General features: G+C 58.7%; 18 protein-coding genes. 12 read left to right on the top strand and 6 right to left on the bottom strand.

The genetic code is table 11. The features are described from left to right. Nucleotides 1–27 precede the first annotated feature (27 nt). Nucleotides 28–1,722, top strand: a complete 1,695-nt coding sequence (pgi, locus tag HMPREF9463_RS09625; protein WP_035138859.1) for a glucose-6-phosphate isomerase — start codon at nt 28–30, stop codon at nt 1,720–1,722. Between the two features lie 141 nt (nt 1,723–1,863). On the opposite strand, the gene HMPREF9463_RS09620 is transcribed toward pgi, so the two are convergent. The 3 genes from HMPREF9463_RS09620 to HMPREF9463_RS09610 all read right to left on the bottom strand — a co-directional run bounded on the left by HMPREF9463_RS09620 (nt 1,864) and on the right by HMPREF9463_RS09610 (nt 4,888). Next, nucleotides 1,864–3,168, bottom strand: a complete 1,305-nt coding sequence (locus HMPREF9463_RS09620) for a VirD4-like conjugal transfer protein, CD1115 family (protein ID WP_035138858.1) — start codon at nt 3,166–3,168, stop codon at nt 1,864–1,866. Then, complete coding sequence (locus tag HMPREF9463_RS09615) at nt 3,161–3,778, bottom strand: ATP-dependent Clp protease proteolytic subunit (protein ID WP_035138857.1); 618 nt, start codon at nt 3,776–3,778, stop codon at nt 3,161–3,163. The genes HMPREF9463_RS09620 and HMPREF9463_RS09615 overlap by 8 nt, the downstream gene beginning before the upstream one ends. A 63-nt stretch (nt 3,779–3,841) precedes the next feature. After that, nucleotides 3,842–4,888 (bottom strand): hypothetical protein, encoded by a 1,047-nt coding sequence (locus tag HMPREF9463_RS09610; RefSeq protein ID WP_148334232.1) that lies wholly within the window; start codon nt 4,886–4,888, stop codon nt 3,842–3,844. A 333-nt stretch (nt 4,889–5,221) separates the two neighbouring features. Between HMPREF9463_RS09610 and HMPREF9463_RS09605 the strand changes: the two genes are divergently transcribed. From HMPREF9463_RS09605 to HMPREF9463_RS09570, 8 genes are all read left to right on the top strand, one after another. Then, a complete protein-coding gene (locus HMPREF9463_RS09605; protein WP_035138855.1) occupies nt 5,222–6,064 on the top strand; it encodes a Cof-type HAD-IIB family hydrolase in 843 nt (280 codons plus the stop codon). A gap of 63 nt (nt 6,065–6,127) precedes the next feature. Further along, on the top strand, nt 6,128–6,787 hold the full coding sequence (locus tag HMPREF9463_RS09600; RefSeq protein ID WP_035138853.1) for an HAD family hydrolase: 660 nt from the start codon (nt 6,128–6,130) through the stop codon (nt 6,785–6,787). Between the two features lie 150 nt (nt 6,788–6,937). Further along, nucleotides 6,938–7,681 (top strand): GntR family transcriptional regulator, encoded by a 744-nt coding sequence (locus HMPREF9463_RS09595; protein WP_035138851.1) that lies wholly within the window; start codon nt 6,938–6,940, stop codon nt 7,679–7,681. Between the two features lie 218 nt (nt 7,682–7,899). Next, complete coding sequence (locus HMPREF9463_RS09590; protein ID WP_035138850.1) at nt 7,900–9,363, top strand: YfcC family protein; 1,464 nt, start codon at nt 7,900–7,902, stop codon at nt 9,361–9,363. Between the two features lie 9 nt (nt 9,364–9,372). Continuing rightward, on the top strand, nt 9,373–10,956 hold the full coding sequence (locus HMPREF9463_RS09585) for an amidohydrolase (protein ID WP_035138849.1): 1,584 nt from the start codon (nt 9,373–9,375) through the stop codon (nt 10,954–10,956). A 1-nt stretch (nt 10,957) separates the two neighbouring features. Continuing rightward, on the top strand, nt 10,958–11,809 hold the full coding sequence (locus HMPREF9463_RS09580; RefSeq protein ID WP_035138848.1) for a sugar phosphate isomerase/epimerase family protein: 852 nt from the start codon (nt 10,958–10,960) through the stop codon (nt 11,807–11,809). A 62-nt stretch (nt 11,810–11,871) separates the two neighbouring features. Then, nucleotides 11,872–12,840, top strand: a complete 969-nt coding sequence (locus tag HMPREF9463_RS09575) for an SIS domain-containing protein (RefSeq protein WP_022094440.1) — start codon at nt 11,872–11,874, stop codon at nt 12,838–12,840. 14 nt (nt 12,841–12,854) lie between these two features. Beyond that, the gene (locus HMPREF9463_RS09570) at nt 12,855–13,718 is read left to right on the top strand and encodes a PfkB family carbohydrate kinase (protein WP_035138847.1); all 864 of its coding nucleotides are present in this window, start codon (nt 12,855–12,857) and stop codon (nt 13,716–13,718) included. A 278-nt stretch (nt 13,719–13,996) separates the two neighbouring features. On the opposite strand, the gene HMPREF9463_RS09565 is transcribed toward HMPREF9463_RS09570, so the two are convergent. Beyond that, nucleotides 13,997–14,779 carry a TatD family hydrolase gene (locus tag HMPREF9463_RS09565; protein ID WP_035138846.1) on the bottom strand — a complete coding sequence of 261 codons (783 nt, stop codon included), beginning with the start codon at nt 14,777–14,779 and terminating at the stop codon, nt 13,997–13,999. A 14-nt stretch (nt 14,780–14,793) separates the two neighbouring features. Continuing rightward, a complete protein-coding gene (locus HMPREF9463_RS09560; protein WP_035138845.1) occupies nt 14,794–15,591 on the bottom strand; it encodes a tRNA threonylcarbamoyladenosine dehydratase in 798 nt (265 codons plus the stop codon). Nucleotides 15,592–15,770: 179 nt separating this feature from the next. Between HMPREF9463_RS09560 and HMPREF9463_RS09555 the strand changes: the two genes are divergently transcribed. From HMPREF9463_RS09555 to ettA, 3 genes are all read left to right on the top strand, one after another. After that, nucleotides 15,771–16,049 carry an autorepressor SdpR family transcription factor gene (locus HMPREF9463_RS09555; RefSeq protein WP_035138844.1) on the top strand — a complete coding sequence of 93 codons (279 nt, stop codon included), beginning with the start codon at nt 15,771–15,773 and terminating at the stop codon, nt 16,047–16,049. After that, the gene (locus HMPREF9463_RS09550) at nt 16,042–16,746 is read left to right on the top strand and encodes an SdpI family protein (protein ID WP_035138843.1); all 705 of its coding nucleotides are present in this window, start codon (nt 16,042–16,044) and stop codon (nt 16,744–16,746) included. The genes HMPREF9463_RS09555 and HMPREF9463_RS09550 overlap by 8 nt, the downstream gene beginning before the upstream one ends. Nucleotides 16,747–16,930: 184 nt before the next feature. Further along, nucleotides 16,931–18,610 (top strand): energy-dependent translational throttle protein EttA, encoded by a 1,680-nt coding sequence (gene ettA / locus HMPREF9463_RS09545; RefSeq protein ID WP_035138842.1) that lies wholly within the window; start codon nt 16,931–16,933, stop codon nt 18,608–18,610. 214 nt (nt 18,611–18,824) lie between these two features. On the opposite strand, the gene HMPREF9463_RS10545 is transcribed toward ettA, so the two are convergent. Then, complete coding sequence (locus tag HMPREF9463_RS10545) at nt 18,825–19,253, bottom strand: hypothetical protein (RefSeq protein ID WP_148334231.1); 429 nt, start codon at nt 19,251–19,253, stop codon at nt 18,825–18,827. Nucleotides 19,254–19,583 lie beyond the last annotated feature (330 nt).

The following is a 19,583-nucleotide window of genomic DNA, read 5'->3' as shown; positions in this document are numbered from 1 at the left end:
GTGCGCCCGTATGCTGAGGAGGACTCTATGGCAACTGTTGCCGCACCTATCGATGCTACGTCGACTGCCGCTTGGAAGGCGCTCGAGGCTCATCAGGAGAAGCTCGAGGCCGAAGGTATCGACCTCAAGGCCTGGTTCGCTGCTGACGCCGACCGCGTGAACAAGCTGAGCTTTGACGCCGGTGACCTGCACTTCGATCTGTCGAAGAACCTGGTGACCGATGAGACCGTCAAGCTGCTGTGCGATCTTGCCCGCGAGGTGAAGCTCGAGGAGCGCCGCGACGCCATGTTCTCTGGCGAGCACATCAACACTACCGAGGACCGCGCTGTCCTGCACACCGCGCTGCGCCGCCCGGCAAGCGAGAAGGGCCAGCTCATCGTCGACGGCCAGGACGTCGTCGCCGACGTGCACGAGGTCCTCGACCGCATGTATGCCTTCGCCGAGCGCGTGCGCTCCGGTGAGTGGAAGGGCGTTACCGGCAAGAAGATCGAGCATCTGGTGTCCATCGGCATCGGCGGCTCCGACCTGGGCCCGGTCATGGCCTACGAGGCTCTGCGTCCCTATGCCGACGCCGGTATCGACTGCCGCTACATCTCCAACATCGACCCCAACGACCAGGCCGAGAAGCTCAAGGGCCTGGATCCCGAGACCACGCTCGTAATCATCGTCTCCAAGACCTTCACCACGCTCGAGACCCTCACCAACGCCCGCGAGGTCAAGACCTGGATGCTCGAGCAGCTCAAGGCTCAGGGCGCCATCGACGGCTCCGATGAGCAGAACGCCGAGGCCGTGGCAAAGCACTTCGTCGCCGTTTCCACCGCACTCGAGAAGGTCGAGGCCTTCGGTATCGACCCCGCCAACGCCTTCGGTTTCTGGAACTGGGTCGGTGGCCGCTATTCCGTTGACTCCGCCGTGGGCCTGTCGCTGATCGTCGTGCTCGGCCCCGAGCGCTTCCAGCAGTTCCTCGAGGGCTTCCACGCCATCGACGAGTACTTCTGCAACACCCCGCTCGAGAACAACGCCGTCGCGCTGATGGGCCTGCTCAATGTCTGGTACGTCAACTTCTTCGGTTCCAAGAGCCACGCCGTGCTGCCGTACTGCCAGTACCTGCACCGCTTCCCGGCCTACCTGCAGCAGCTCACCATGGAGTCCAACGGCAAGCATGTCCGCTGGGACGGCAGCGCCGTGACCTCCGACACCGGTGAGATCTTCTGGGGCGAGCCCGGCACCAACGGCCAGCATGCCTTCTATCAGCTGCTGCACCAGGGCACTGTGGTGGTTCCGGCCGACTTCATCGCCTTCGCCAATACCGCCAACCCTGCGACCGACGGCGGCCAGGATGTCCACGAGCTGTTCCTGGGCAACTTCCTGGCCCAGACCAAGGCGCTCGCCTTTGGTAAGACGGCCGATGAGGTTCGTGCCGAGGGCACGCCCGAGCAGATCGTCCCGGCCCGTTGCTTTGAGGGCAATCGCCCGACGACCTCGATCTTCGGCGACACGCTGACCCCGTTCGCACTCGGCGAGCTCATCGCCCTGTACGAGCACATCACGTTTGTCGAGGGCACGGTCTGGGGCATCGACTCCTACGACCAGTGGGGCGTCGAGCTGGGCAAGCAGCTTGCCAAGCAGATTACCCCGGCCTTCCACGATGACGCCGCCAAGGCCGAGCAGGACGCTTCGACCCAGGCGCTCATCGAGTTCTATCGCGCGCATCGCAAGTAGTCGCTGCTGTTAACGCATCGCGCCTTATAGTCAGGGGCCCGTATCCTATCGGATGCGGGCCCCTTTGCTTTGCCGTAGTCCCGGGGCGCACGGCCTTTGTGGAACATCGCTGGGGCGCCGCGCGCCGCGAGAACCCTGCGCCTAGATCTCGGCCTCCGCATGGTCTCGCTGCGCCTCGGGCAGCTCCCCGTAGAGCGGATGGTCTTCGAGCCTAAAGCGCTCGACCTGTTCGGGAGTGCGACCGCGCACAAAGAGCCACGAGCGATCGATCGGCGTCGCCATGAGCGTGCTGGGCAGCGCGTCGGCGCGGTCGGAAAACACCCGGGCACTCTCGGGATCCTGGAACGCCAGCACCAGATGCGTGTCGCAGTTGCCCATGATGGAGCGTGCGCGTGCCTCGCCATAGAGCGCATCGAGCTGATTGGTCGACTGCAATAGCAGCGTTGCCCAGATGTTGCGGCTTCGGATAATCGAGAGCACGTTGTCGATCTGAGGGATCTGCAGATTTGCGAAGTCATCGAGCATAAAGCGCACGGGCACGGGCAGGCTGCCGTCGTGCTGCCTATCGGCTTCGCGAATGAGGCCCATAAACGCCTGCGTAATAAAGAGGCCGGTCAGCGGATCGAGATTGCGGTCAATATCGCTCACGGTTACAAACAGGGCGCAGGGGGTGTGTCCCATGGAAGCGAAGTCCACCTGATGGCGCTCACGATAGAGCTGTGCCGCACCGTCGAATCCCAGACACATGACCTTTTCGGCAAGGATGCCGACGATGCTCGCGTGCATGCGCTCGGCATTTTGCGTAATGGCGTAGCGCCGCCATAGCGAGAGGGCATAGCTTTGGGGGTCGGTCGTGATCAGATCGTCAAACAATCGACCCGTGGCACCGTCCTGCAGGTGCTCGATCAGCTTGATGACCGAGCTGATCGTCTGCTCGTCGGCGGGTAGCTGTTCGGTGACGTAGGCGATAAGACACGACAGCAGGTTTGCCGCCGCATGATCCCAAAAAGGCTGGTTGTTGTCCTCGATGGGGCAGATGGCCTTTGCCACCGAGAGGATGTCCTGCTGGTTGGGCCTGCCGTCCGCCTTGCGGCGAATGTGCCTCAGGGGGTTGTAGCCGCAGCGCTCGATGCCGGGCGCAAGGGCCGGGACGGTGTTGAGGTCGGCGAAGTTGAGACATTGCACGCGGTAGCCGTGGGCTGCCAGCACGGGTCCCACTTCGCGACAGAGCGTGCCTTTGGTGTCGAGCACGATGTAGCTTGCGTTCATTTGCAGCAGGTTGGGCTTGAGGACGTTTCGGGTCTTGCCGGCTCCCGAGGGGCCGATCACAAGTGCGTTGTTGTTGAGTCCCGTTTGGCGGGTGTCGCAGGAAAGCGTTCGATCCTTGGCGAGGATGGTGGACGATGCGGACTCAGATGCGGCGAGGCGGCTGGTGAGGTTAGACATGGGCGACCTCCTTGGTGGTCGAGAGGATTTCGTGGGCAAAGCCGAGCTCGACGGCGCGCTCGGCCGAAAGGTAGGTGTCTTTTGCAGTGAGGGACTGGATGCGCTTGGGCGTGAGGCCGCTGCGGTCCGAGAGGATTTGCGTGAGGGTCTTGCGGGTCTGCATGAGACGCCGGCTGGTTTCCTGCAGCGCAAGTGCCGAGCCGCCTGCCCCCTGGGGGATCAGTGGGTCGTGAATCATGAGCTCTGCATGGGGCGCCATACGGCGATCGTCGCCGCCCATAAAGATCACAGCGCCCATGGACGCGGCGAATTCCAGGCAGACAGTGCGGATGGGGCACGATGCGAGGCGCATGGCGTCATAGATCGCAAGACCCGATCGCACGCTTCCGCCGGCGCTGGCGACAAATATGGTGATGGGGCGGCTGGGGTCGGTGGCATCGAGCAGGCGGATCTGCTGGCATAGGTCGTGGGCCATCGGGGTTTTGATGTTTCCCATGACGGAGAGCTCGCGACGGGCGAGCATCTCATCGTAAATGCTGGTGAGCGTGATACCTCGGGCGGATTCACGCATGGTGAGGGGGCTGATGATGGGGGAGTGATTGGTGTCCATGAGGACTCCTTTCTGTTGGTTGTGTTGTGGAATAGGATTGTTGCCCGCGGAGGGGCTGGCGGGCTACAGGGTTCGTCCAAGCCTGAGATCGAGCTCGGTTGTGGGACAGGCTGCCTGTTCGTGCGGCTCGCAAGCGCCAAGGGCTCCAAAGCGATGGAGCGTTGCGGTGGGCGTGGTGTAGGCGAGCCGCAGCTGATGCTCGACAGGGGCACATCCGTCATTTTTGTAATGAGCCGCGTAGTACTGCGCGATGCTGGCGTTCATCTCGCTGCCATTGCGATGGCGCTCAAACTGGCGTCTGCAGGTCTCGATGATCTTTGCTACCGACTTGGGCGCCGTCGCGGGAACAAGGGCGAGATAGCCCTCAAATAGCTCGTTGATGCTCAGGAGGCACAGCAGGTCGACCAGCGTCCTTATGGCTGCTCCCTCGGCGGAAAAGTGCGCGGTCATGTGGTTATATCGGTTGCGGTCGACGATGGCCGCATGGGGTCTTGGAGTTTTCTGCCCCGTGGTCCCGGGCTTTTGCCGCGCCTGTGTATTGAGCTCGACGTTGCAGCGCTTGAGGCCGTCCAACGGAAGGAACAGTGCGGTGCGCAGGGTGTTCCGCTTGCTTTCGAGTTCATGACGCTCGTCGGGTTCCCATTCGAGCTTGAGTTTCGTGTCGAGCGCCGTAAGCATATGGGCTAGGCAGCCTACGGTAAGAACGTGCGAATCGTTGTCGCGTTTTGGGGCATAGGGGTCTGTCAGCTTGCGAATGTCGGGGTCGCCCATGATCTTTGTGCAGCGCTTCAGCAGTTGAGGGTGATCGGCCAAGATCGTCGCGAGCGGTAGCGACGCGTAGTTCTTGATGGTCGCGGCGGCAAAGGCGGCGTCATATTCGTTTGCATATGCTCGCTCAATGCGGGCATCCAGAATGCTTTTCTTATCGCCGTCTTCAGCGTGGTGGTTTGTCATAGCTTCTCCAATCGGTTGATGTTCGTGCTGTTTGTTGATGTGTTGGTTGTCGTGAGTGATGTGCTTGCCGTGGGTGATGTGCTGACGTTGGGGTGCTATGCGGTTTTCAATGAGCCCGTGAGGCAGTTGCTGCAGGGGCGGGATGGAACGGCCCATGCAAGGCGGAAGGCATCGTGCTCAAAATCGAGACAGCAATGCCCTGGGTGCCTCACATGTGGCAGTTACCTCATTAAGTTGTCATTGCGTTTGGGGTTGTACTTTGCCGATCTTCCTTCTCTTACACGCTAAAACTCAAACTTCATATGCTCGATCTACTTAAAACCGCAACGGCGGTCTTTTATCAACTTATATGTCGGAACGCGTCTTTGCAAGTACTTTTTTGTCTTTGTTTCAAATGGGGTGGTTTTGCAACCGTCATACGCGCGCCGTGCGAACGTGCCCCGGCTCGGATAAGATAGTGCGCGATAAAAACGATGCAAGGAGGCACATATGGCAATTAAAGCCATCGCAATGGATATCGATGGTACGCTCACCAACGATCAGAAGGTGATCAGCCCGCGTACGCGCGAAAAGCTGCTCGCGGCGCAGGAGTCGGGCATTAAGCTCATTTTGGCTTCTGGCCGTCCCGCATGGGGACTACATGCTCTGGCGCAGGAGCTCGACCTTCAAAACCATGATGGTCTGCTAGTCGCTTTCAATGGCGCGCATGTGGTCGACGCTCAGACCGATGAGGTTCTTTTTGACCAGGCCATGCCGGCTGACGAGCTGCACCGTCTGATTGATCATCTGCAAAACTATGATGTGATCCCCATGATCTCGCTCGGGCGTGACCTGCATGTAGAGGACTCGTATCGCTGCATGATTACACTGCCGGACGGCTCGCAGAAGAATATCGTCAAATACGAGCGCGATGCCTGCGACCTTAAGATTCGCGAGGTGGAGAGCCTGCATGAGGTCGCTGATGCTTATCCCGTGGACAAGCTACTCACTGCGGGCGACCCGGCATACCTGCAGGCGCATTACGAGGAGATGTATACGCCCTTTAAGCAGACGCTTTCGGGCATGTTTACGGCCGACTGGTACTTTGAGTACACGGCGCCTGGTATCGACAAGGCCCGCGCGCTCGAGGGTGCCCTGCCCAAGCTCGGCATCGATGCCAGCGAGGTCGTCTCGTTTGGCGACGGCCAGAACGACAAGTCCATGATTGAGTGGGCCGGCACCGGTGTTGCCATGGGCAACGCCGTCGATGAGGTTAAGGCTGTAGCCCAGATGGTGACCGCCAATAACAACGAAGACGGCATTGCGGTGGCGCTGGATAAGCTGCTGGGTTAGAATCGCCGATAGTGCATGGTTCGGGCGTCTGCTTGCGGGCGCCCTTTTGTTAGGGAGGGTGCCGTGTCCGCATTTCCGTTCGACGCCGTTATCTTTGACATGGACGGCGTGATTGTCGATACCGAGTATTACTACCTGGGCGAGACTGCCGCGTTTGCCAAGGAGCTTGGGCTTAACCTGACTCAAGAGGAGTTGAACGGGCAGGTTGGTACCTCGCATCAGTTCTTCCTGCGTATGCTGGTCGATTGGTTTGAGCGCGCCGGTAAGGGGCATTTAACTGGCGAGGAAGCGTTGGCCCGTTGGGATGAGTGGGCGCATAAGCGTCCGCGCGACTATCAGGCTTTGATTAACCCAGGCGCCGTGGATACGATTCGAGAGCTGCCGCGCCGCGGCGTTCGCGTGGCGCTTGCCAGCTCGTCTCCCATGAATAGCATCGAGGAAGTGCTCAATGCGTGCGGGTTGTCGGATGCCTTTGAGTATGTGGTGAGCGGCGAGCAGTTTAAGGAGAGCAAGCCCGAGCCCGACATCTACCTGCATGCGCTGGACCTGCTGGGGCTGCCCGCGAATCGCTGCTGCTGCGTCGAGGATTCGGTGCCTGGCATCACTGCCGGCAAGCGAGCCGGCCTGACAGTCATTGCCAAGCGCGAGGAGCGCTTTGGTTTTAGCCAGGATGCCGCGGACAAGATTATCGACCAGCTGCCGGAGCTGCTCGCGCTTTCTTAGGAGCGCGGTAGTTGCGCGTTTTTCGGGTCTGATGAGTAAATACCCGACATTTTGGTGCGGCAGCAAGCATACTTTATGCTAATGCGGGCTTAAGGACTTGCTGAATGCCCTTAAGCCCGTTTTAGACTTAATTGTGCTGGGAGAGGGTATATGCCACCGACTGAAGGGCTAACTGATGGTAAAGCAGCGATACCGCTGTACCAACAGGTTATTGATATCATTAAAAACGAAATCAACTCCGGTGCCTACAAGGCGGGCGCGCGGATACCCAACGAATTCGAATTGGCTGAGAGCTATAAAGTTGGCCGCGTTACCGTGCGACGCGCTATTGAGGAGCTCGTCCAGCAGGGCTATCTAACGAAGCGGCAGGGGAAAGGCACGTTTGTCAATGCCCCCAAGCTTAAGCGCAAGATTCGCCAGAAGGATGACGTCCAGAGTTTTTCGGACGCATGCCGCGTTAACGGAATGGAGCCGGGGGCGTGCGTCATTTCGAGAAAGATACTGCCGGCAGATTCTACCGAAGCGCAGTTCTTTGGTGTTCCCGTTGGAACTGATTTGATTTGCGTTGAGCGTGTACGTACTGCCGATGGAGTCCCCGTCATGCTCGAGAACAACATATACGTTTACGAGGACAACGCCTATCTATCAACGGCACCTCTATCTAACCAATCAATTTTTGAGTTCGTGCGCAACCGAACGGGCCGCACGCCCGCGTTTACCGACCCGTGCACGCTCGAGATCGCGTGCGCGTCGCCCGAGGTCGCTCGGCTGTTGGCAGTTCCCGTTGGCGAACCCTTGTTTTATATGGAAGCCTTCTTTTTCGATGAGCAGCGGCGGCCGTTTATCATCGGTCGTCAGCGGATCGTTGGGTCTCGCTACGTTTTTGACATCTAGGACATTGCGAATGGAAGCGCCCGGTGGATCATCTCACCGGGCGTTTCCATACCGTTCACGGCGCGAACGCAACCGTTCAACCGTGTTGCGGCAATCAGTTTGAAATTATCTTGATGAAGGAAAAAGCTGCTGGTAATCTATGGGACGTCATAGAACGTTTGCATTGTGCAAACGTTGAAGCGAGATGCGATGCAGTCTCGAGTTCTTTGGAGGTATCTATGTCAGATACGAAGGCGAAGAAGACAAACAGACGTTTAAAGTTCAAATTACCGCATGTCTATACGATCATGTTCTTGCTGATCGTTGTCTTTGCGGTCCTGACTTGGATCGTTCCCTCTGGTCAGTATCAGCGCAAGACGATTTCGACAGCAGCGGGCGAGCGTGAAGTCGCCGTTGCTGGAACCTATGAACAGGTCGATAAGAACTACACCGATTCCGAGACCGGCGAGACCATCAATCTGGGCCAGGATATCTTCGCGGTTCTGCAAGCGCCCACCAAGGGTATCCAAGAGGCTGCCGACGTCGTTGCGTTCGTCTTATTGATTGGCGGATCGTTCGCGATCATCACCAAGACCAACGCTTTGAATGCCGGCATGAGCCGTGTGATTAAAAAGCTCAAGAACAAGGACATCCTCATCATTCCCATCACGATGACATTGCTGTCCATTTGTGGCACTACGTTTGGCATGTCTGAGGAAGCCCTGCCGTTCTATGCCATCTTCATTCCCATCATGATGGGTATCGGTTATGACTCGATGACGGCATTCATCATCTGCTTCCTTGGTCCTAACCTGGGATATTGTGCTTCGACCATCGACCCGTTTAATGTTTTGATCGCCCAAGGCATCATTGGCATCGAGGGTAATCCGCAACTGTGGCTGCGCGCCGTTTCTTGGGTCATCTTCACTGCCGTCGGTATCGCATGGGCCATGCGCTACGCCATGCGCGTCAAGAAAAACCCCGAGTCGTCCATTGTGTACGAGGACGATAAGCTCAAGCGTATTGAGTTTTCCGTGACCGATGCCTCCATCGAGGAAGAGTTCACTATCCGTCAGAAGCTCGTGCTTATCGATTTTGCTTGCGGTATGGGCATTATCGTCTGGGGTCTTGTTACCCAGGGCTGGTACATGAATGAGATTTCCGCCGTGTTCCTTGGCATGGGCTTGCTTGCCGGTATCCTGGGCGGCCTTGACCAGCAGACGATCGCAGAGGAGTTCGTTAAGGGTCTCGCCGACTTTGCGTACGCTGCCATCGTTATCGGTATCGCTCGCGGTATTCTGGTCATCGCCGAGGGCGGCATGATCATCGACACCATCCTCCAGGCGCTCGCTACCGCGCTTGCCGGTGCACCCGCCGCCGTCTACACCACGTTTATGTATATCGTCCTTGGCCTGCTCTCTTTGCTGGTTCCCTCGAGTTCTGGCCTGGCGGCGCTCACCATGCCCGTTATGGGCCCCCTGACCGAGCTCATGGGCCTCAATCCCGAGGCGGCCGTCACCGCGCTTCAGTTTGCTAACCAGACCATCAACACCATCAGCCCCGTGGCGGGCATGACGGTCGCCGGCCTTGCCGTGGCTAGGATTTCGTTTGGCCAATGGTGGAAGACCATTTGGAAGTTCTTCATTTTCATGGTCGTCTTTGGCCTGATCGTAACGGCAATCTCTGGCATGCTTCCGGTGTAGGTGGTTGTGATGTCTGATCGTTTGACGGTCCTGACGTCTAAGAGCGTCTTTACCGGTACGGGGGACCTGCCGTTTGAAGGTTTCGTAGCGGTCCGTGGCAATCGAATTGAGGCTGTTGGCACCAAGTGTGAGGTAGCTTCGTATTTGACCCAGGCGGACGAGGTAGTTGACCTGGGCGACCGCACTGTCATGCCCGGCCTGATCGATGTGCATACCTTCTATACAGGTTGGGCGCTGCGGACGTTGGGGTCTGATCTGTCCGGCATCGATGATGCCAAAGAGGCCGTGTCGCTCTTGCGTGCATGGAAAGAAGATCATCCGGATTGCGCGGCGGCTTTTGGCCACAACCTACCCGAAACGTTGGCATCGGATGCCGAGAACGCAAATACGGCAGCTGTGTTTGACGATTGTTTTGGCGATATCCCCGTCGTCTGCTTTACACCGGGAGCGGAGACCTGCGTTCTCAATGCTGCCGCCAGTGCGCGATACGGCTTTACACCCCAGGCGTGCTATGCCGAGAAGATCTGGCGCATGATAAGCGATTTCCTCGCGCTGCCCGAGGTGCGTGCCGGGTATTCGGACTACATGAGCATGCTTAACGAGCGCGGCGTTACCGCCATCAAGGAAATGGCGTTTGATGACTACTACGGCTTTGCCGACGAAATGGCTCGCCGTGAGGAATCTGGTGAGCTGACGGTTCGCGTCTCTATGATGTCGCAGCCGGTGGGCGCCGGTGCAAATCTGGCATATGCCCGCGAGGCGCGAGAGCGCTTCCGGGGACCGTTCGTTCGTTTTTCTGGCTTCAACCGTATGACCGATCGCGGCGTATGGGTGGGGCTTGCCGAGATGATAGACCCCTATGAGGACACGGCCGCTGCGGGCGCTGCCGGCAAGACGGTCGTCGAGGAGCCAGAGTGGGATCTGATTGAGAACGAGTTGCGTGCAATTGATGCTGGCGGCTTCCGATATTCCTTGCATTGCCAGGGCGATGGCGCCGTTCGTCGCACCGTGGCACTCTATGCCTCGCTGCCTCGAGACGAGCATGGACGGATGCTTCGCCGCCATGCGATTACCGATCTCGAGAACTCTGACCCGACCGATCTTGTCGAGTTTGGCAAGTTAGGTGGAATTTGCGAGGTCTATCCGCAGATTCTGACGCTGGACCGGCGCGAGGATTGCCTGTCGATGATGCGTCGACAAATTGGCGAGACGCGACTTTTGCACAGCTGGAATCGCCGCGGCATGGAAGATTCCGGATGCACAGTGTGCTGCGGCACGGATCTGCCGCTGCTGATTCCGAGCCTGGGCGAGTCAATCTACAGCGCGTGCGGCGGATTCTTCGCCGACGGACTGCCCGTGAATGAGGTCAACACGCTGACGCTTGTCGAGCTCTTGCGCGCTTGGACTGCCGGGGGCGCGTACGATCTGATGCGCGAAGACGAGCTGGGTACGCTTGAGGTTGGCAAGCTTGCCGATATCTGCGTGCTCGATCGGGATGTGTTCGACCTCGATTATCGCGACGCACGCGATCTTGCGGTTGATATGACGATGTCGGACGGACAAATCGTGTTCGATCGAAATAAGGAGGCATAAGATGTCTGAATCCAAACCGACGCTGCACCGCGAACAGATTGCGGGCATGAATATCCACTACATCATGTGGTCGTTCGATTACTTCCTTGATGTGCAGCAGCGCTTGGGCTTTGAGTCCATTGAGCTGTGGTGTGCAGAGCCGCATGTGACGCTCGACCATACGGGCTACTTTGAGGCTGAGGTCTTGGCGAAAAAGGCTGCAGACCGTGGGCTTAGGTATCGTACTCTGTGCCCCGAGAATGTTGTCTATCCTTGGCAGTATTGCGCACGCAAACCGCTGCATGAACAGCGCAGCCTGGCGTACTTTAAGCACGGCATTGAGCTTGCCGAGGTACTTGGGTGCGACCGTATGTCCATCAACTCGGGCTGGGGCGACTGGGACGAGGACCGCGAGGAAGCCTGGAAGCGCAGCCGCGAGCACTTGTCCATTCTGGCGGAGTATGCCGGCGAGCACGGTCTGGTGCTTACGATGGAAAGCCTGCGTCCCGAGGAGAGCAACCTTGTGACGACGGTTTCCGATGCGAAGCGCATGATTGACGAGGTCGCGAGCCCGTACTTACAGCCCATGGTTGATACAACCGCGATGGGCGTTGCAGGCGAGACGCTCGAGGACTGGTTTGCCGCCTTTGGTGATGGGGCAATTCACGAGATGCACTTTATCGACGGTGACCCGTATGGCCATCTGGTGTGGGGCGATGGCAAGCACGATATGGACGCCTTCGTCGCCACGCTCAACGCCCATGGTTTCGACGGCATGCTGGGCCAGGAAATCACGGACGGTCGTTACTACGATGACCCGGCGGCGGCAGATGCCAAGAACATGGCCGCATTCGAGAAATATCTGATTGACTAAAACAACCATCGGCCACGCAACCAACGTCATTGATTGCGGGCCAAATAAGAAAGGAACTGGATATGAACGCACACGATCTGATCAAAGAGGCAATTGCCGAGAAGGGCAAGTTCGACAGCGTCTACTGGATTGCTTGCGGTGGCTCCATGATCGATTTGATTCCGGCTCATGAGCTTCTGCAGCGCGAGGCAACCACCTTCACTTCGTATATCTATACGGCTCGCGAGTTTGATATCATGCGTCCGCGTCGTCTGGGCGAGAAGTCCCTGGTCATCGCTTGCAGCCACAGTGGCAATACCCCGGAGGTCGTCGAGGGCTGCGAGATTGCCCTTGCCGCCGGCGCTACTGTGATCGCCCAGACCGACAACGCTGGATCCAAGATCGACTCCGGCAAGTGGACCACGTGGGTCTACCCATGGGGCGAGGGTGTGCCGCAGGCCGAGGTCCCCGCTGGCATTTCGCTGTCTCTTGCGGCAGAGCTGCTCGATCAGCAGGAGGGCTACGCCGATCTTGCCGATATGTATGCAGGTATCGCCGAGATGGATAAGATTCTTCCCCCGGCACGCGAGAAGGTAAATGCCGAGCTGGGCGATCGCTTTGCCAAGCTTTGCCAGGAGCACGAGTTCTTCTATATTCTGGGCAGCGGTCCCAACTTTAGCCAGACCTACGGTTTCGCTATCTGCTCTCTTATGGAGATGCAGTGGCAGCACTGCAGCTACATCCACTCTGCCGAGTACTTCCATGGCCCCTTCGAGGCTACTCAGGATGGCGTTTTTTACTTCCTGCAGATGGGCTCCAGCGAGTGCCGTGCTATGGACGAGCGCGCCCTGGCGTTCCTTAAGACGCATACCGATACGCTGATGGTGCTCGATGCCAAGGAGTACGGTATGGAAGCCGTGCCGGCGAGCGTCCGTGCCTATCTGGACCCGGTGCTGTTCTACGCCATGAACTGCGAGCTGCGTGCCGCACGCGGCAAGGTGTTTGATCACGATCCCGATTTCCGTCGCTATATGGGTGTTGTCGAGTACTAGAAGGGACAAAGGCCATGGCATTTAACGTTAACGCGCTCGGATTTGGCGACAACGTCGTCGATCGCTACGAGCATATCCACACCATGTATCCTGGCGGCAACGCGGTTAACTTCGCCGTTTATGCCAAGAAATGCGGTGCCGCACGTTCTGCATACATGGGCATTTTTGGCAATGACGCCGCTGCCGAGCATGTCATTGCAAGCCTCGAGGATGAGGGTATCGAGCTTGACAAGTGCGAGCAGATGATTGGCGAGAACGGAGCGGCTCGCGTGACCGTCGTTGACGGTGACCGTGTCTTCCTCGGCTCCAACGAGGGCGGTATCCGTGGCGATGCGCGCTATGTCCTCGATCGCTTTGACCTTTCGTACATGAAGCAGTTCGATGTGGTTCATTCGGGAAACTATTGCTTTACCGAGCGCGAGTTGCCCAAGTTGAAGGCTGCGGGCGTCACGGTCTCTTTTGACTTTTCGGACGACTCTACCGACGAGTACTACGAGCAGATTGCGCCCTACGTCGATTTCGCTTTCTTTAGTGCGGCGGATGCCGCGAGTGAGGACGAGATTCGCGAGCGTCTGGCATGGGTGAAGGGCCTGGGTCCGCGTTTTGTGTCGGCTACGGCGGGCGCCGAGGGCTGCATTGCTTACGACGGCGAGCGTTATTACCGCCAGCTGGCTAAACCGGTAACGGACATGAAGGACACCATGGGGGCGGGCGACTCGTTCCTCACCTCGTTTTTGATGTGCTATCTCGATTCCGCCAAGCGCGGTGAGGATGGCGCCGAGGCCATCGAGCGCGCGCTCGACTTTGCTGCCGGGTTTGCCTCGACCGTGTGCGGCATGGAAGGTTCTTGGGGCCACGGAGCACCAATCGTCGAATAGCCGAGCTGTCCCGGGGAGCTGTATTGGTGCCTTCCCGTGACTCGGTGGTCAAAAAAGCCAAATATGAGTACTGTGACTAATTTAGTCGCAGCAAAATCGACCCCTTCAGACGTGATTTGAGCGTTTGGAGGGGTTTAAGATTGCGAAAATGCAGGATGAGTGACTGTAAAAGTGTTAGTTAATGGACAATCGTAGATTATTCTGGTGGTCGGAAAGCTCAGAGTAATGTATCCATTTCGCTAGCAGTACTCATATTTGACGTTTTTTGACCACAGGGGTTAGCGAAGGCTAAAAACAGAGTGTGCATTCGCTAAAACCGCCGACTCAATATGCTTTGCGTCGCATTTTTTGAGCGAGGCGACGTGTTCTGAGGCGCTTTCGAGCGATCTGATGAGTGACTGTGCGCTTATTTCTGCGTTTGCCTCCGCTGGTGCATCGGTCTCGAGCAGTAAACGATCGAGTGGAATTTGTCGTACGTATTCGCGTCCTCGTTTAGATGCGAGCATGCGTTCGTTGACGGAAAAATAACAGCCCGCATTACGCGCGCGGACGAGTTCGTCCGAAGTACCGCTAAACCAGTGGAAGATGATAACGGGGGAGTCGGGGTTTGGGATGAGTAGTCCATGCGATTCGAGGACGTCCAGTACGGCTCCTGCCGAACGAACGGCGTGAATTGATATCACGCGCCCGGTAAGAGGATGCTGCACGAGCGCATCGCAGAGCCGGTTAAGTGCCTGTATTTGTAGCGGCTCACTTCCAGCAAAGCGCGCGGAAAAGTCGAGTCCGACTTCGCCGATGTAGCGTTCTTGGGCAGCAACTTCGCAAAGCAGATTGACTTCGACAAAACCGCAGTGGCCATCGGCGAGCCACCAGGGGTGAAGCCCAACGCCGGCGATGATGCCTGGTTGGCGACAGGCGCGCTCGTTTGCGGCCGAAAAGTCGCGCGGATTGACGCCGCAGTCAAATAGACCCAAGCCCAGCGCCGTCGCCTCATCGGCAACGGCGTCCGGGTGAGCCATTAAATCAAGATGGCAGTGTGCATCAAATAACCGGGGCTCCATCTCGGTGCGCTCCGCTAGTCCAGACGTTGGCCATCGGAGCGTACGCGCTCAGTGCCGCGGCCGCCGATCTGGCGGATAATCTCGCCGGCAATCATCTGGCCCATGATGGGCGGCATAAAGCTGGCGGTTCCCAGCTCGGTGCGCTCGTGGATGTTGGAAGGGTCGCGGGGCTGTGTCTTAACCGATTCCTCGCAGCTAAACAGTACATGCAGGCTCTTGATTCCGCGCTTCTTGCATTCTTTGCGCATGATGCGGCTCATGGGGTCGCGTACCGTATCGAAAATGTCGGCAAAGCGGAGGCACTCGGGATGGAGCTTGTTGGCCCCGCCCATGGAGCTAACCAAACGAATGTCGTGGTCCTGAGCATATTTGGCAATGGTGAGCTTGGCCGAGATGGTGTCGATGGCGTCGACGACGTAGTCGATCTTGCCTTCCGTCTGCTCCAAAACGCTCGCGAAGAAATCATCGATGTTGTCGCTCAGCAGGTATTCGGTGCGTTTGATGACGGTAGCGGTAGGGTTGATGTCGTGAATCATAGCCTCCATGACGTCGACTTTGCGCTTTCCGATGGTGCTGTGAAAGGCGATGGCCTGGCGATTGATATTACTGGGCGCGATGATGTCCTTATCCAGAATGACGAAATGACCGATGCCGCCGCGGGCGAGTGCCTCGCAGCAGTTGGAGCCCACGCCTCCGCAGCCGAGCACTAGCACCGTAGCATCGGCGAGCTTATCGAGTGCCTCGCGGCCCATGATAATCTCGAGCTTGGTGTCGCGTGTCTCGATGGGAGTTGCGGCTGTGGTTTCGGTCATAGATATCCTCCGATGGGGAAGCGAATCGTGTTTTAGCTATCGTCATTATAGGTAATCGCCCATAGGTTGCGATGGCGTTTGCTTTGATGTGGTTTGAAGCATTGCGATTAGATAGTTAGACAAACATCTAAATATTGAGTATAGTGTGCACGTCATGAGAGATGATGAGAGGAGGTCTTATGCCGGGAGAGGGTTTTAAGGCGCTTGCCGATCCAACGCGACGGCGCATTTTGGAGTTGCTGCGCGAGGGCAATTGCACGGCGGGGGAGCTTGCCGAGCATTTCGATATCAGTAAGCCGTCGCTGAGCCGTCACTTGGCGACGCTCAAAAACGCCGGGTTGGTGACCGACGAGCGCCATGGCCAAAACATCGTTTACAGCTTAAACACCACCGTCATGCAGGACTTGATCGGTTGGTTTATGGGCTTTACAAACACGGAAGGTGATAAGGATGAATAACGAAAACAAGGGCATTCACGCCACGGGGGTATCGTCGCGCGTGTGGGCCATGTTTGTTGTGGTCTGCGCTATTAATGTTGTAGCGCACCTCATGGTGATGCCGAGCCTGCCTGCACAGATTCCCACGCACTGGGGCGCGAACGGCGCCGTCGACGGTTGGGGTCCTAGCTGGATGGCCTCCGCGCTCGGCGTGCTGCCTCTGGCGCTTCTCGCAATGTTCCGCATGGTGCCGCGCATCGACCCCAAAGGTGAGGCATATCGAACCTCGGGCAAGTTCTACCAGGGCTTCGTAATCGCCTTCACCTTGTTCATGTGCGCCATAAGCTGGCTGGGAGAGCTTACGGTCTGGGGCGTGGTGCCGTCGGTCGGTTCGGTTAACGTGCTGATTTCCGGTGTTGTCGGTTTGCTATTCATCGGCGTAGGCAACTACTTGCCGCGTGTGAAGCAGAACTATACGCTCGGTATCAAGACACCTTGGGCGCTTGCCGATCCCGAGAACTGGCGCCGTACTCAGCGTTTTGGCGGCGCCTGCTTTATGGTGCTGGGTATTGGCCTGATTGTGATGGGCGTGGCAGGCAGCGTGCTTTCGAGTGAAGTCGTCGCCGCGGTGATTGCGGTTCTGGCGTTTGGTTCGGTTGGAGCCGTCTACGTCTACTCGTATCTGTTGTGGCGCAAATCGCAGCGAGCCGCTCGTTAAGGTTGCGGAAAACTAGCGTACGCAGTTCATAGTATGTTCCGGGGGACTTTTCCCAGGTAGTATTAGGGGGTGTGGGCAACCATGCCCCTTTTTCGTTACGTTTCAGAGCTGGTTCCCTCATTTCGTTTCCACTAAAGCGAATCAAGAATAGGGAAACAGCAGGTAGAAAGGATAGAACAGACATATGGCGGAGTTTATCTACCAGATGTATCAGGCTCGCAAGGCCCATGGCGACAAGGTAATCCTTGACGACGTGATCCTGAGCTTCTACCCCGGTGCCAAGATCGGCGTCGTGGGTCCCAACGGCATGGGCAAGTCGACCCTGCTCAAGATTATGGCCGGCATCGAGGAGGTCTCCAACGGCGATGCCAGGCTCACTCCCGGCTACACCGTGGGCATCCTGCAGCAGGAGCCGCCGCTCGACGATGACAAGACCGTCATCGAGAACGTGCGCATGGCGTTTGGCGACATGATTGCCAAGGTCGATCGCTTCAACAAGATCGGCGAGGAGATGTGCGACCCGGATTGCGACATGGACGCCCTCATGGCCGAGATGGGCAAGCTCCAGGACGAGATCGACGCCGCCGACGGCTGGGATATCGATTCCAAGCTCGGCCAGGCCATGGACGCCCTGCAGCTGCCCGATTCCGACATGCCGGTCAACGTGCTTTCCGGCGGCGAGCGCCGTCGCGTGGCCCTGTGCAAGCTGCTGCTCGAGGCTCCCGACCTGCTGCTGCTCGACGAGCCCACGAACCACCTGGACGCTGAGTCGATCCTGTGGCTCGAGCACTTCCTGCACAACTACCAGGGCGCGGTGCTTGCCGTCACGCACGATCGCTACTTCCTGGACAACGTTGCCGAGTGGATCTGCGAGGTCGACCGCGGTCACCTTTATCCCTACAAGGGCAACTACTCCACGTATCTGGAGACCAAGGCCGCCCGTATCGAGGCGCAGGGCAACCGCGACGCCAAGCTCGCCAAGCGCATGGAGGCCGAGCTCGAGTGGGTACGCAGCTCGCCCAAGGCTCGCCAGGCCAAGAACAAGGCCCGTCTGGCTCGTTACGAGGAGATGGAGGCCGAGGCCCGCGCAAGCCAGAAGCTCGACTGGACCGACATCCGCATCCCCGTGGGCCCGCGTCTGGGCAACAAGGTGCTCGAGGCTCATCACCTGCACAAGGAGTTCGATGGCCGTGTGCTCATCGACGACCTATCGTTCACCCTGCCGCGCAACGGTATCGTGGGCGTCATCGGCCCCAACGGTGTCGGTAAGACCACACTGTTCAAGACGATTGTGGGTCTGGAGCCGCTGACTTCGGGCGAGCTCGAGGTGGGCGAGACCGTCAAGATTTCTTACGTCGACCAGAACCGTTCTGGCATCGACCCCGATAAGAACCTGTGGGAGGTAGTCTCGGATGGCCTGGACCACATGATGGTCGGCGAGACCGAGGTCCCCAGCCGCGCGTACGTGGCGAGCTTTGGCTTTAAGGGCCAGGACCAGCAGAAGCGCGCTGGCGTACTCTCCGGTGGCGAGCGCAACCGTCTGAACTTGGCGCTTACGCTCAAGCAGGGCGGCAACCTGCTGCTCCTCGACGAGCCCACGAACGACCTCGACGTCGAGACGCTGTCCTCGCTCGAAGCGGCACTGCTCGAGTTCCCGGGCTGCTCGGTGGTCATTAGCCACGACCGTATGTTCCTGGACCGCGTCGCCACGCACATTCTGGCGTGGGAGGGCACCGACGAGAATCCGGGCAACTGGTATTGGTTCGAGGGCAACTTCGAGGCCTATCAGGCCAACCGCATCGAGCGCCTGGGCGAGGATGCAGCCCAGCCGCATCGTATTCACCGCAAGCTGACGCGCGACTAGATCGTTACGCGGTTTTCCAAACCGCGTAACTGCTCGACGCTGCGCGGATCGCAAGCACCCCATCTTGCCGTTCAAGCCGTCGCTCGCGTACCGAAGTACGCGTCGCTCCTCTTTCACGGCAACCTGGGGCACTTGCGGCCCGCTCGCTGTTGGTTACGCAACATCAACAAATAAAAACGGCTCAAATCCTGATTTGGATTTGAGCCGTTTGTCGTTACTGCTCGGGTTCTTCGACTTTATCGATGGTCCAGGCGGCTCCGAGACCGCCGGTGGTGTTGCGGCGGATGCGCACGGTAACCTCGCGGCGCTCGCCGGCCTGCGTATAGTGCAGGGGGAAGCTTGCGCGGTTTCGCGCGGCCTCGATGGTGCCGCGCTCGCGGGCGATCCAGTAGTACTCGCCGACAATGCCGAGGGTATCGGCGCCGTAGGGGAGATAGGTCGACAGCTGGTGTAGCAACGGGCCGGGGCAGAAGACCTCGGTTGCGAAATCGATGGGGAAGTCCTCGGGGATGGTCGGTGCTGCGGGTGCGGGGGCCGGTGCCATCGCCGGTGCGGAGGCCTGCTCATTGACGGGCGTCACCTCGATGACGGGCGCGGGTTCGGTGCCGAGTACTGATTCGGTGTGGTTGATTTTCAATCTCAACGCAACAGCCTGAACGGACCCCGCGTTTCCGCAGCTAGCGCAACGCGGAAATAGCTCCCGGCACCTGGCCATCACTTCGTTTCCGCAGGTGGAGGGGCTGTGGAGTCCGGTGCCCCCATGCCGCCGCCGCATGCTCCGCCAGCCCGCCGCGCAGCCGTTCCGGACTCAGCGCAACGGGCCCTCCGGCCCATGTCCCGGCCCGCCGCCTATCCCGCCAGCGGCCCCTCGCCCCTCGCGGCCCTGGCCCTTTCGATGCAGCCGGGCGTGAGGTCGAGCTCGCCGGGCGCCAGCTCCTCTATCCCGAACGCGTCCATGAGGGCGGAGGCGTCC

This window comes from Collinsella sp. 4_8_47FAA, from assembly GCF_000763055.1.
Taxonomy (GTDB): domain Bacteria; phylum Actinomycetota; class Coriobacteriia; order Coriobacteriales; family Coriobacteriaceae; genus Collinsella.
Note: the sequence above shows the minus strand (reverse complement) of the source record. Positions and strands in the feature narration are given on the sequence as shown.